Annotated in this window: 10 protein-coding genes, 1 tRNA gene and 1 rRNA gene; 7 read left to right on the top strand and 5 right to left on the bottom strand. The window is 61.4% G+C overall.

Annotated elements, in window-relative coordinates; all coding sequences use genetic code 11:
• Both rrf and AC1RO0_RS08175 read left to right on the top strand, forming a co-directional pair.
• Positions 1–111 (top strand): 5S ribosomal RNA (gene rrf / locus AC1RO0_RS08180); the annotation flags it as partial.
• Positions 112–309: 198 nt separating this feature from the next.
• Positions 310–386, top strand: a tRNA-Met gene (locus AC1RO0_RS08175).
• A 437-nt stretch (positions 387–823) separates the two neighbouring features.
• Here the strand turns inward: AC1RO0_RS08175 and AC1RO0_RS08170 are convergent.
• Positions 824–1,714: an amino acid ABC transporter substrate-binding protein gene (locus tag AC1RO0_RS08170; protein WP_498592402.1), complete on the bottom strand. Its 891-nt coding sequence runs from the start codon at positions 1,712–1,714 to the stop codon at positions 824–826.
• A gap of 236 nt (positions 1,715–1,950) precedes the next feature.
• On the opposite strand from AC1RO0_RS08170, the gene AC1RO0_RS08165 reads away from it, so the two are divergent.
• Positions 1,951–2,637, top strand: a complete 687-nt coding sequence (locus tag AC1RO0_RS08165) for a cysteine hydrolase family protein (RefSeq protein WP_498592348.1) — start codon at positions 1,951–1,953, stop codon at positions 2,635–2,637.
• 95 nt (positions 2,638–2,732) lie between these two features.
• On the opposite strand, the gene AC1RO0_RS08160 is transcribed toward AC1RO0_RS08165, so the two are convergent.
• Positions 2,733–3,464 (bottom strand): dienelactone hydrolase family protein, encoded by a 732-nt coding sequence (locus AC1RO0_RS08160; RefSeq protein ID WP_498592347.1) that lies wholly within the window; start codon positions 3,462–3,464, stop codon positions 2,733–2,735.
• Positions 3,465–3,677: 213 nt separating this feature from the next.
• Between AC1RO0_RS08160 and AC1RO0_RS08155 the strand changes: the two genes are divergently transcribed.
• Positions 3,678–5,207 (top strand): S10 family peptidase, encoded by a 1,530-nt coding sequence (locus tag AC1RO0_RS08155; RefSeq protein ID WP_498592346.1) that lies wholly within the window; start codon positions 3,678–3,680, stop codon positions 5,205–5,207.
• 18 nt (positions 5,208–5,225) lie between these two features.
• On the opposite strand, the gene AC1RO0_RS08150 is transcribed toward AC1RO0_RS08155, so the two are convergent.
• Positions 5,226–5,843 carry a TetR family transcriptional regulator gene (locus tag AC1RO0_RS08150; protein ID WP_498592345.1) on the bottom strand — a complete coding sequence of 206 codons (618 nt, stop codon included), beginning with the start codon at positions 5,841–5,843 and terminating at the stop codon, positions 5,226–5,228.
• Positions 5,844–5,922: 79 nt separating this feature from the next.
• Here AC1RO0_RS08150 and AC1RO0_RS08145 point away from each other — a divergent pair, with 79 nt between their 5' ends.
• Positions 5,923–6,534, top strand: a complete 612-nt coding sequence (locus AC1RO0_RS08145) for an NAD(P)H-dependent oxidoreductase (RefSeq protein WP_498592344.1) — start codon at positions 5,923–5,925, stop codon at positions 6,532–6,534.
• Positions 6,535–6,551: 17 nt separating this feature from the next.
• Here the strand turns inward: AC1RO0_RS08145 and AC1RO0_RS08140 are convergent, their stop codons facing one another.
• Positions 6,552–8,063 carry a mechanosensitive ion channel family protein gene (locus tag AC1RO0_RS08140; RefSeq protein WP_498592343.1) on the bottom strand — a complete coding sequence of 504 codons (1,512 nt, stop codon included), beginning with the start codon at positions 8,061–8,063 and terminating at the stop codon, positions 6,552–6,554.
• Between the two features lie 268 nt (positions 8,064–8,331).
• Here AC1RO0_RS08140 and AC1RO0_RS08135 point away from each other — a divergent pair, with 268 nt between their 5' ends.
• A complete protein-coding gene (locus AC1RO0_RS08135; RefSeq protein ID WP_498592342.1) occupies positions 8,332–9,918 on the top strand; it encodes an aldehyde dehydrogenase (NADP(+)) in 1,587 nt (528 codons plus the stop codon).
• 88 nt (positions 9,919–10,006) lie between these two features.
• Here AC1RO0_RS08135 and AC1RO0_RS08130 read toward each other — a convergent pair whose 3' ends face one another.
• On the bottom strand, positions 10,007–11,164 hold the full coding sequence (locus tag AC1RO0_RS08130; RefSeq protein WP_498592341.1) for an FAD-dependent oxidoreductase: 1,158 nt from the start codon (positions 11,162–11,164) through the stop codon (positions 10,007–10,009).
• A 74-nt stretch (positions 11,165–11,238) separates the two neighbouring features.
• Here AC1RO0_RS08130 and AC1RO0_RS08125 point away from each other — a divergent pair, with 74 nt between their 5' ends.
• Entirely contained in the window at positions 11,239–11,694 is a 456-nt protein-coding gene (locus AC1RO0_RS08125) for a MarR family winged helix-turn-helix transcriptional regulator (RefSeq protein WP_498592340.1), read from the top strand.
• The last annotated feature ends 39 nt before the right edge of the window (positions 11,695–11,733 follow it).

The following is an 11,733-nucleotide window of genomic DNA, read 5'->3' as shown; positions in this document are numbered from 1 at the left end:
GTGGTTATGGCGGGGTGGCCGCACCCGTTCCCTTTCCGAACACGGCCGTGAAACGCCCCTGCGCCCATGGTACTTCGTCTTAAGACGCGGGAGAGTAGGTCGCTGCCAGGTCTGCAAATCGCAACTTCACGCTAAACTGCTTAAAGCGGTTTATGCGCTCAAATCTTCTCTGATCAAAACGGCCAAAGCCGTGTTACAATAGGCCGCTAAAAGCGGCCTTTGTGCTTTCCAAAGGAAGCAGTTACTCCCTCGGCCCCGAAATACGGTGCCAAGGAAACAAGCGATAAACCGCTCCGCGGTTTACGATGGCGCGGGGTGGAGCAGCCCGGTAGCTCGTCAGGCTCATAACCTGAAGGCCGCAGGTTCAAATCCTGCCCCCGCAACCAATAAAACAGCCCGCTTCAAGCGGGCTTTTTTGTTGGTAACGGGTCGAGGATTTAACGCCTCCTCAGGGGCCCGCAAGGAGGCGAAAGCCGACGCAGTGGGACAGAAAACAACAAATCCTGACCCCGAACCAACCTTCCATAAAACCATTATCCGATAGCCCCTTGCCCACAGGCCGTTCGGCGTTCAGAGGCAATCCATCGCCAAGACCCTATCGCTGGCGCAAAGCATGCCGCTTTGCTGGCGATGCTAGCGCGTCGTCCTGCCGACCATAACCTCAAGGCCGCAGGTTCAAATCCTGACCCCGAAACCAAAACCTTCCCACCAAAGATCACTATCGCTGCGCGAAGACTTCAAAATCATCCAAACAAAGCCCGCTTGGTAGAACCAGCGGGCTTTTTGACGTTTGACATAAATGGAAATACAAGTGCGTTCCGCTCTAATCCGGAATCGACTGCGTCATGATTTCGCTGTGCAGAACAAGTCCTTCATCCCCCAAATAAGTCTTCAGAAGCTTCGGGAAATCGTCGGATTGGTAAAACTCGGTGAGTGTTCGGTCTACGAGGAGCCTGAAGGCGGAATCGTCGCGCCTTAGCGCGATCCCGTAGGGTTCGTGGGTGAACAGGCGGTTGCCGATGGCCAGCGCCGAGGGATTGCGTGCGTGCGCGGCGAGGCTGATGAGCAGGGCGCGGTCGGCGAAATAGGCGTCGATCTTGTGGTTCTCGAGCGCGTTCAGCCCGTCCTGATGGGTGGCGAAATCGACGACGCGCGTTTGCGGGACATCGGGGCCGAGAGCCTCGCGCAGCGTTGCGCCGGTGGTGGTGTCCGCGTGGACGCCGATGATGCTTTTGGATGGCGATTTCGTGTCGGCAGCTCGGGTCGGGCGTTTGTCGAGGAAGAGGATTTGCAGGTATTCGGGCGAATCCTTGCGCAACAGCGCGCTTGCGCCGGTCAGGAAAATCGGTTGGGAGAAATCGACGGTTTCGCGCCTGGCAAGATTGATGGTGATGGCGCCGCAGAGGAGGTCGATCTGGCCGTTTTTCACCGCGTCGAAGCCGTCGGCAAGGGTGATTTCGACATAGTCCGGCTTCACCTGCGGAAGCTTCTGCGTCACCGCATCGGCGATCTTGCCGCAGAGATCGATGGTGTATCCCGTAGGAATGCCGTCCTTGTTCTTGAAGGAGAAAGGTGCCTCGTCGGTGATATAGCCGACCCGGATGGTTCCTTTCTGGGCGATAAGGTCAAGCGTCTGACCGGCGGCGGCCATATGTGCCGCAATGCCAAGGGCGAGGCATGCCAGAACCAACCGTCTCATGCATTTCGCCAGCATGATCTTCATCTCCGAAAGAATGGTGGCGATCGCAAACGCTTGAGGGGAGATTATGGTGCGGCCGGTATTTGTCAACGGTGGATTGTCTTGCAGAAATTTCGCGGCAAGCTTGTGCGTCTGGCGTTGCTCCGGCCATTTTGGGGATCACAAAGAGTTTCGTTATCATAGCGCGCGTTTTCACCTATCCAGAGCGGGTAGTCTGGCCAATGAGATCTTGAGAATTGGAGAGGGACGTCATGAGAGATATAGGCAGGGTGATGCGGAATTCGGGCTTTGCTTTCGGCATGGGTTTCATTGCTCTCGGCGTAGTCCTGAGCCCCCTCGGCGCTTCCGCGGCCTCTGTCCAGACGATCATCGACGATTGGCAGAAGGTGAAGCCGCCGGCGGCGCCGGAGTTGAAGCCGGTGACGATCGATCTCAAGACGACGGCGTTGCTCATCCTCGATTTCAACGGAGCACAGGATCCGACCAAGGGACCGTGCAACCAGAATACCAAGCCGCGCTGCCTTGCCTCCGTGCCGAAGGTCAAGTCGATGCTGGATGAGGCGCGCGCCAAGGATGTGTTCGTCGTCTATAGCCTCGCCGGCAAGGGTGAGCCGCAGGATATCGCGACGGATCTGGCGCCGCTGGCGAGTGACCCGATCGTGAAATCCGGCCCGGACAAGTTCATCGGCACCAATCTCCGCGATATCCTCGCCGACAAGGGGATCCAGACGGTGATCGTCACGGGTACGGCGTCGGAAGGCGCGGTTCTCGATACTGCCACGGATGCGGCGCTAAATGGTATGAACATCATCTTGCCGGTGGATGGCATGTCGTCCACCGAGCTTTACGCCGAGCAATATGTCGCCTGGCACATGGTCAACGCACCCGGCGTCTCGCAGAAGACGACGCTGACTAGGATCGATATGATCAAGTTCTGAACGCTCGCTCGTTTTGCCAGACAAAGCCCAATCCATAAAAACACCCACTCTCACTGTTCGAGAGTGGGTGTTTTTGTTTGAGGTCAGCTGATCTTTCAGGACAGGGTTTCGTCGAACAGGTTCAGCAGGCGTTTCCAATGCCGTTCCGCGCCCGTTTCGTCGTAGACGCCGTGGTCGGGGACGGTCCAGCCGTGGCCCATGCCGACATAGTTCTCGATCGCATGGTCGACCCCGCCGATCCGTAGCGCTTCGGCCAGGCGAGCGGATTGTTCCGGCGGAAAACTGTTGTCGACGCCGGCGACGCCGATATAGACGCGCGCCTTGATGTCGGCGGCAAGACGATGCGGGCTGTCTTCGGTGTCGCTGGCGAGATTGCCGCCGTGGAAGCTTGCCGCCGCCGCGATACGGTCGGCATAGGTGGCTGCAGCCGTCAGCGCGCGTCCGCCACCCATGCAATAGCCGACGGCGCCGACCGGACCCTTGGCGCCGGCAGTTGTCAGAGTATCGAGGAAGGCAGCGCTGTCGCGCTTGGTCATCTCCTGCGTCGTGCCACGCAGCATCGTCATGATTACCTCGCGCGAGGTCGGGTCACCAAAGGCTGTACCATTGAACGGGCCATAGTCGCCGAAGCGATAGAAGAGGTCGGGCAAGAGCACGGTGTAACCGGAATCGGCAAGCCGCTGAGCCATGCCAAAGAGCGACGCGCGCGGACCCATGGCATCCATGTAGAAAATGACGCCGCGCTCGGCGGATGCATCATTGTCGGGGCGGAAGATCGACGCCTTGGCGACGCCATCGGCGGTATTGATTTCAATATCCTGCTTCATTGTCGAATTCCTTGCGATCCAGGCTCGTGAGCGTTTTCCCCGGGGCCGGTACTTTGGCAAAGGGCCGGCCGGCACTCAATAGCAATTCCCTTTCAAAGGGATGCGACAGGCGGGGCAGCGATCAACATCTCTTGAGTTCCCGCTTTTGCTATCGATGGAATAGTATCCGGGGCAACGGCGTCGATGCGCGGGGTCGATGGAGGATGCATTCTTATGTCTTTTCGTCAGATGGTTCCGGGCCTTGCGCTGGTATTTTCCCTTATCTCGACGCTCGCCTTTGCCGCACCGCCGGAGCCGGGCCACACTGGCGGCGGGGGTGGCGGCAGCGTTCTTTCCCTGTTGCCGGCCGACGCGGTCAGCGATCATGTGCTGAATGCCGACGGCAAGAGTATTCCCTATAAGGCGACGGCCGGAACGCTCGATCTTTTTGGCCAGGATGGCGCGCGCACCGCGGCGATCTTCTACACTGCCTATGTCGCCAAGGATCGGGACGCCAACAGGCCGATCACCTTCGTCTTCAATGGCGGGCCGGGTGCTGCCTCTGCCTTCCTGAGCCTCGGCCTCGTCGGCCCGCGTATCCTCGATTTTGGTCCGGACGCCCGCGATGGCGCCAATGCCAAGCTGGTCGACAATCCCAAGAGCTGGCTGAATTTTACCGATCTCGTCCTGATCGATCCGATCGGCACCGGCTGGAGCCGCACGGTCAAGCCGGATGACGCCAGTGATTTCTACGATGTGCGTTCGGATGCCGACAGTCTTGCCAAGGCGATTGCGCTGTACGTCGCCCACAATGGGCGGGCCGCCTCGCCAAAATATATTCTCGGCGAAAGCTATGGCGGGTTCCGTTCGGCGAAGGTCGCCACCAGCCTGCGGCGCGAGCAGGGCATCCTGCTTTCCGGCATCGTCATGCTGTCGCCTCTGATCGAGGGGCGGCTGGTCTTTGGGGCGAATGATCTGCCGTTCGGCGCGGCGCTTGAATTGCCGTCGCTGGCCGCCGCCGAACTGGAGCGGCAGAATGCCTTTAGCGAGCACGGGGTTCGCGACGCCGAGACATTTGCGCTGAACGAATATCTGCCGGCACTGGCAGGCCCGCCGCCGACCGGTGATGCCGGCCGCGCCTTCTATGGGCGCGTTGCCAAGCTGACCGGCATTCCCGAAGATGTCGTTGCTCGCAACCAGGGCTTTCTTGGCGGGGTCTACCAGAAACACTCCGATGGCACCGGCGCCGATGTGGCTAGTATGTACGACGCCTCGTTCCTGGCGCCCGATCCCTATCCCCAGTCGGATGCGGAGCATGGCGGCGATCCGATCCTGGACGGTTTCGTGCGCGCCTATGGTGGTGCTTTTTCGAGCTATGCGCGCGACGAACTCGGCTTCCATACCGACATGACCTATACGCTGCTGTCGAGCTCCGTGAACGAGCAATGGAACTGGGGCGGCCGCAAAGGCGGCTCGCGCCTGAGTGCCAGCGCGACGGACGATATCAAGGAGATGTTGTCGCTGGTGCCATCCTCCCGGCTGCTGGTGGCACAGGGCTACAGCGACATCATCATTCCCTTCGGCGTCAACAAATATGTGCTCGACCACATGCCGCCGGCCTTTGCCGATCGGGTAGCGTTGAAGCTCTATCGCGGCGGGCATATGTTCTACACGCGACCGACGTCGCGCGAGCAGTTCACTGGGGATGCCGAAGCATTCTTCACGACGAAACCGTCGACACCTCCCACGACGCAATCGAATTAGAGCGGATGCATGCTGCCGTCAGACGTTCCTGGCAACCATGGCGATGATGGTTTCGAAGAGTTCGGCCTGTGCTTCCGCAGCGGTAATGTCCCCGGTCGCCGCGGCATAGGACAGGGCCTCGGCGGCGCCGAGCATCGCCCATAGACCGGCGGAAGCGATGGTGCCGGTCTTTGCAAACGGGGCGAGGGCGATCCGGCATTTCTCGATGAATACCGTCTCGTAGTCACGCTTGATCTTTTCGAGTTCCGGTGAGCCGGCCAATGCAGCGATCACGCCGGGTATCTCACGCCCCTGAAGCAGTACGCAATCGACATAGGCGGTCGCAATGACCGATGCCCTGTCGGTCAGGGTCGGCTTGGCTGCCTGCAATGCGGCGTCCATGGCCGTCGTCTGCCGCGCGTCGAAATCCTGGTAAAGGGCGGCAAGCAGGCCCGGCCGCGTGCTGAAATGATCATAGACCACGGGTTTGGTAATGTTGGCCTGCTCGGCAAGGCGGCCGAGTGTCAGGGCTTCCGTACCCTCGTCGCGGATCACCTGCCATGCAACGGCCAGAAGCTGGCGATGCCGCTCCTCTCTCGTCAACCGGCGGCGCGGTGGCGAGTTGGAAGCCTGTTTCAGGTCTTGAGTGCTTGACATGTCTATATACCAAAAGTAACTTACTAAAAGTATATAAGATGTTTCCCCAGCTCGCAATCCGTTCGCAGGAGTTTTTGCCATGCACGCGCTTATCGTTGTCGCGCATCCCGATCAGGCGTCGCTCAGCCACAGTGTCGCGGCGCATATTGCCGAGGGTGTGTCCCTGGCCGGCGAAGGCAATACTTTCGAAATCGCCGATCTTGCGGCGGAGGGTTTTGATCCGCGATTCACCGCCGCCGATATCGCTCTCCATCTGAGGCACGCGCCGCCCGCCGCCGATGTTGCCGCCGAACAGACGAGAATCGATCGCGCCGATGCCCTCGTGCTGGTCTACCCCGTCTACTGGTGGTCGATGCCGGGGCTTCTGAAAGGGTGGATCGATCGGGTGTTCACCAACGGATGGGCCTATGACGAAGGTCCGGACGGAAAATCGGAGAAGAAGCTTCGCCACCTCAAGGTTCATCTGGTCGCCATCGGCGGCGCCAGCCTGCGCACCTATGCGCGGCACGGCTATTTCGGTGCGATGAAGACGCAGATCGACCACGGGATCTTCGGTTACTGCGGCGCGCGCGTTGTCACATCCGAGCTTCTGCTCGGATCGGAGGCGCAGGATGTGGCATCTCACCTGAACGCGGCGCTCGCCGTCGGTCGCAATCTCTTCCGTGCACCTCAGCGAACTGAGGCGGCGTGAACGGGTAACGGCAGGTCCTAATCGTGCTGTATCTGAAACAAATGCTTGATGCGGGCACTCAGCGAGCTGACGGGAGCGCCGTTGACCAGTATGTTGCTGGCGCCGAAGAGATGATGCTCGGCCTCGATGCGCTTTGAGAGAATGGCTCCCAATTCCTCGGCGAGGGAGGGGCGGTCGTGTAGCAGGGGCGCCAGGCAATCCTCGCCGATTTCGTAGGTGACGACGAAGGTCAGCGCGCGGATCGTGCCGACTTCGCCGGTGTCCATCAGCAGGCCGGCTTCGCCGAAATAGTCGCCGGGGGCGAGCCGCGTCAGCTCGATTTGCCGCTGCGCCTCCTTGCGGGTGATGCTGACAACGCCGGAGCGGACGATCGTCAGCGCCCGCAGCCGGGTTCCCTGCTCGGCGATGACGGTGTCCTTGCGATAGGTATGGCGCTGCATATGCGATGCGAGGTGTTCCTTCTCGTCTTCGGTCAGCGACGAGAACAGCGGGATATTGTTGAGCAGCCGCCAGGGCGTGCCCGGATGCTGGGCGATGCTCGCCGCCGCCTCGGCGCGCTCTTCCGACGGCATCACGATCGCACCGGGAGGGCCGGCGAGCTTCAGGCCGCCGGCTTTCGAATGGCGGTAGATGAGATCGTAGATTTCGTTTTTGGCGGCGGTGGTCTGCGATATGTCGCGGATGCGGAAGGTCAGTTGCAGTTCCACGGCCTGTGCGTCGATCGAATTGACCATCACGCTGGGTTCGGGCGTCTTTAGGATAGCGTTACAACTGATCAGCACGTTGCGCATCACCTCGGCGATGACGTTCGGCTGCGTGGTCGGCTGGACGCGCACGGTGATGGTGACGCCGTGGCTTTCGTCCGGGCTGGAGAGATTGGTGATCCGCGTCTTGGCAAGGGTGCTGTTCGGAATGACGACGAGGTCGTTGGTGCCGTTGAGCAGATGGGTGGCCCGCCAGTTGGTCTCGACGACGCGGCCCTGGATATCGTTGTCGAGCACCACCCAATCGCCGATGGAGTAGGGCCGGCCGAGATTGAGCGCCAGGCCGGAGAAGACATCGCTCAGCGTGCTTTGCAGCGCTAGGCCTAGAATAATGGCGAAGACGCCGGACGTCGCGATCAATGTGCCGATCGGGACGCTGAAGACATCGGCGACCACCGAGAGGATGGCACCGAGATAGATGATGCCGACGACCACGTCCTGCAGCAGCCGGCCTTCACGGGGCTTGCGCTCGAAGATCAGGAACAGCCGGACGAAGGCGACCAGCACCCAGGCGCCGTTGACCCACCAGACGATCTTGGCGAAGCCGGTGAAGACGCGCAGCGTCACCGTTTCCTGCGGCGGGCTCTGCTCATAAGGCACGATGCCGTGATAGAGCAGAAGTGCTGTGAGGCTGACGAAAAAGGCGATCTGCCCGATCAGGCGTCCGGCGCGCCGGTGACGAAGCAGGAAGCGGCTGACAAATGTGCCGATGACCACCAGGATGCAGAACTGGACGATGGGATCGGCGAGAAGCGCAATGGACATGGGGACTTGGCCGCAATCAGTCGTTCGGATGGCCGGTAAATTGGCACGAACTCCGCCGCAATACCATATAGGGATGGCATGCTCGTTTTCCTGCCCTCTTCAGCCTTGATCCCCGGGCAGGGCCGGCGCATAAGGCCGTCATCGTCTTATCCTCGGGATAAGGCTTGATATTTAGATGACGATTATCATCTTACATCTGTCATTTCATCCTGCTATCTGCTCCTGACGGGCGCACCTCCCAGCGCCCCGGCATCATCAAGGAATACCCATGACACAGTCTTTTGTGATTAGCGGCGATCTGCTGATCGGCGCGGAGTCGACCGGCGAAAACAAGTCCGTGCGCGCCATCAACCCGGCGACCGGCGTAAATCTGGAGCCAGCCTTCGCGATTGCCAGCGAGGCGGAGGTTGCCCGCGCCTGCGAGCTGGCCGCCCAGGCGTTCGATATCTATCGCGCCACCAGCCCGGAGGCGCGCGCGACGTTCCTGGAGACGATCGCGGCGAACATTCTGGAGATCGGCGATGCGCTGATCGAGCGCGCCACGGAAGAGACCGGCTTGCCGGTCGCCCGCCTGCAGGGCGAGCGCGCTCGCACCGTCGGCCAGCTCCGGCTGTTCGCGCAAGTGGTTCGTTCCGGCGAATGGCTCGACCTGCGTGTCGATCCGGCATTGCCGGAACGCAAGCCGCTGCCGCGCCCGGATCTGCGCCTGCGCCAGATCGCGCTCGGTCCCGTCGCCGTCTTCGGCGCCAGCAATTTTCCGCTCGCCTTCTCCGTTGCCGGTGGCGATACCGCTTCGGCGCTTGCAGCTGGTTGCCCGGTTGTCGTCAAGGGTCATCTTGCCCATCCGGGCACTGGTGAGCTGGTCGGCCGCGCCATCCGCGCTGCCGTTGCCGCCTGCGGCCTGCCGGAAGGTACTTTCTCACTGTTGACCGGCGCCAACGAGACCGGTGCCGCGCTGGTGCGCAATCTGCATATCAAGGCTGTCGGCTTCACCGGCTCGCGTGGCGGTGGCCTGGCGCTTGGCGCCATCGCAGCCGCACGGCCGGAGCCGATCCCGGTCTATGCCGAGATGAGCAGCGTCAACCCGGTCTTCCTGTTTCCGGCAGCGCTTGCCGCCCGTGCTGAGGCGATCGGCACAGGCTTCATCGATTCGCTGACGCTCGGCGCCGGCCAGTTCTGTACCAATCCCGGCCTGGTCTTCGCCATCGACGGCCCCGATCTCGATCGTTTCGTCGATGCAGCCAGCGGCGCACTGACCGGCCGCGCGCCGGCGCCGATGCTGACGCCGGGCATCCATGCGGCTTTCGACAATGGCGTTGCAGCTCTTGCCGGCCATGAGGCTGTAAAGACCGTTGCTCACGGCGCGCCTGCCGAGGGTGTCAACCGTAGCCCCGGCATCTTCTTCGAAACCGATGTCGAGCAATTCCTCGCCGATGAGCGGCTCGGTCACGAGATCTTCGGCGCCGCGAGCCTGCTGGTGCGCTGCAAGGATATCGACCAGATGATCGCGGTTGCCGAAAAGCTCGAGGGCCAGCTCACCGCGACCCTGCAGCTCGATGCCGGCGACCACGCCATTGCCGCCAAGCTGCTGCCGGTGCTGGAACGCAAGGCCGGGCGCATTCTCGCCAATGGCTGGCCGACTGGCGTCGAAGTCAGCCACGCCATGGTGCATGGCGGCCCATTCCCGGCGACATCGGACAGCCGCACCACCTCGGTCGGCACGCTTGCCATCCGCCGCTTCCTGCGCCCGGTGTCCTATCAGGATATTCCGGACGGCTTGCTGCCGGTGGAATTGCGGGATGAGGGGGTCAAGGGCCTGCCGCATCTGCTGGATGGCGTGCGCGGGGGCTATTGAGCGAGACCTCAATCCCCAATAGCGATTGGGGAGATTGCCACCCTTTGGAAACGGGCCATTTTGGCCCGTTTTCTGCTTCCAATTGATGTTATGCCGCTGCGCCGTGGCGAGCTTGGAGATGCGCCTTATAGTGCTGGAGCGACAGTTCCGCTCCGAGATGGGACAGCTCGGTGGCGACGGCCTCCGCCGCATGTTCGGCCGGCTCGATGACGCGTTCGAACATCTCTGCTTCATAGGCTCTGACGGCATTCCGCCAATCGTCACCTTTCAAAAGCTGGCCGCCAAGTTCCGCTGCGTCCAGCATGGCGGCATTCACGCCTTCTCCACCAAAGGGCGACATCACATGTGCGGCGTCGCCCAGAAGCGTTATTCCGATACGATTCTGCCAGCGATGCCCGACCGGCAGCGCATAGATGGGCCGCGAAACGATATGGTCGTTGCTCGCGTGGATGAGGGCGAGGATCTTCGGCGCCCAGCCTTCGAACTCTGCGGCCAGCTGCGCGCGGGCTGTCGCCGGCGACGCAAAGTCAAAAGCTTTGTCGGCCCAGTCGGCGGGCACGCGGAAAATCGCGTAGCCTTTGATGTGGGCGTTGCCGTTGCGCTGCACGATCATGCCTCTGCCGTCAGCCTCGACGCCAATCTTGCCATGGCCGACAAGGGCAGCGAGCTCGGGATGGCTGGCGTCGACGTTGTCGATGCCGAATTCGATGAAGCTGATGCCGCTATATTGCGGGCGATAGTGGGAGACCAGCGGTCTTACCTTGGACCAACTGCCGTCGGCGCCGACGACGAGGTCGAAGGGACCGGCCGTTCCGTCTTTGAAGACCAGATCATATGCGCCGTCTTCCCGAGGGCGCACCTCGCGCAGGCCGTGGTTCCAGTGGATGATTTCCGCGGGCAGGGAGGCGAGCAAGATTTCGCGCAGCGCCGTGCGGTCCACCTCCGGCCTGTCGGATTCATCGGCCTCGTCATCGGCAAACAGAAGGGTGCCGTCCTTGTCGTAGAGCCGGCTTCCCTGGTCCTCATAGCGTGCGATCTGCAGGAATTCTTCATGGAGACCGGCGTTACGCAGCGCCAGCTGGCCGGATTCGACGTGGAGGTCGAGCGTTCCGCCCTGCGCCCGGACGAGTGCATGCTCCTCGCGTTCGAACACGGTGGTCGTCAGTCCGCCGCAATGAAGGATGCGGGCGAGTGTCAGGCCGGCGGGGCCTGCGCCGATGATGGCGATGCGGGGATAAGATGTCATGGACAAAATTCTCTTCTTTCTGTAGATAGGTACCTATATAGATTAATATAGGTACCTATTCAAGTGAAGAAAATATGACCGATTGGGACTTGTTCGAGAATCCGGCACCGCTCATCAACACGGCGTCGCGCAGCTTTGCGCGGCTCGGCGAGCGTCGGGTGAAGGCGTTGGGCTTCAATATCGGGCAGCTGCCGGTGCTCTATCTGCTCCGCAACGGAGCGCGGATGTCGCAGAAGGAATTGGCGAAATTCGCCAAGATCGAGCAGCCGTCGATGGCGCAGATGTTGGCCCGCATGGAGCGCGATGGTTTGATCCGGCGCACGCCCGACCCCGCGGATGGGCGCAGCAGCCTCGTGTCCTTGACCGAGGCGGCCCTGGCGAAGCTTCCCGCTGCCCGCGACGCTCTGGACGAGGGACGGGAGAGAGTTCTGGCGGGGTTCAACGACGACGAGGTTCAAACGCTGCTGCAACTGATGCGGCGGCTCAATCAGAACCTGGAGCAGATGATTGCGGAAGAAGATGGGTCGTAGGCACGCTCCTTTGCGTGCCTACGGTATGGGTTTGGTGTC

The sequence above is a fragment of the Rhizobium sp. GW821-FHT14E12 genome (assembly GCF_058803745.1).
The sequence above is the reverse complement of the archived record's forward strand: the minus strand, read 5'-3'. Positions and strand labels throughout refer to the sequence as shown.

Excerpts from the sequence above, each read along its gene's own strand:
- AC1RO0_RS08170 (WP_498592402.1), bottom strand. The coding sequence starts at position 1,714 with ATGCTGGCGAAATGCATGAGACGGTTGGTTCTGGCATGCCTCGCCCTT.
- AC1RO0_RS08165 (WP_498592348.1), top strand. The coding sequence starts at position 1,951 with ATGAGAGATATAGGCAGGGTGATGCGGAATTCGGGCTTTGCTTTCGGC.
- AC1RO0_RS08160 (WP_498592347.1), bottom strand. The coding sequence starts at position 3,464 with ATGAAGCAGGATATTGAAATCAATACCGCCGATGGCGTCGCCAAGGCG.
- AC1RO0_RS08155 (WP_498592346.1), top strand. The coding sequence starts at position 3,678 with ATGTCTTTTCGTCAGATGGTTCCGGGCCTTGCGCTGGTATTTTCCCTT.
- AC1RO0_RS08150 (WP_498592345.1), bottom strand. The coding sequence starts at position 5,843 with ATGTCAAGCACTCAAGACCTGAAACAGGCTTCCAACTCGCCACCGCGC.
- AC1RO0_RS08145 (WP_498592344.1), top strand. The coding sequence starts at position 5,923 with ATGCACGCGCTTATCGTTGTCGCGCATCCCGATCAGGCGTCGCTCAGC.
- AC1RO0_RS08140 (WP_498592343.1), bottom strand. The coding sequence starts at position 8,063 with ATGTCCATTGCGCTTCTCGCCGATCCCATCGTCCAGTTCTGCATCCTG.
- AC1RO0_RS08135 (WP_498592342.1), top strand. The coding sequence starts at position 8,332 with ATGACACAGTCTTTTGTGATTAGCGGCGATCTGCTGATCGGCGCGGAG.
- AC1RO0_RS08130 (WP_498592341.1), bottom strand. The coding sequence starts at position 11,164 with ATGACATCTTATCCCCGCATCGCCATCATCGGCGCAGGCCCCGCCGGC.
- AC1RO0_RS08125 (WP_498592340.1), top strand. The coding sequence starts at position 11,239 with ATGACCGATTGGGACTTGTTCGAGAATCCGGCACCGCTCATCAACACG.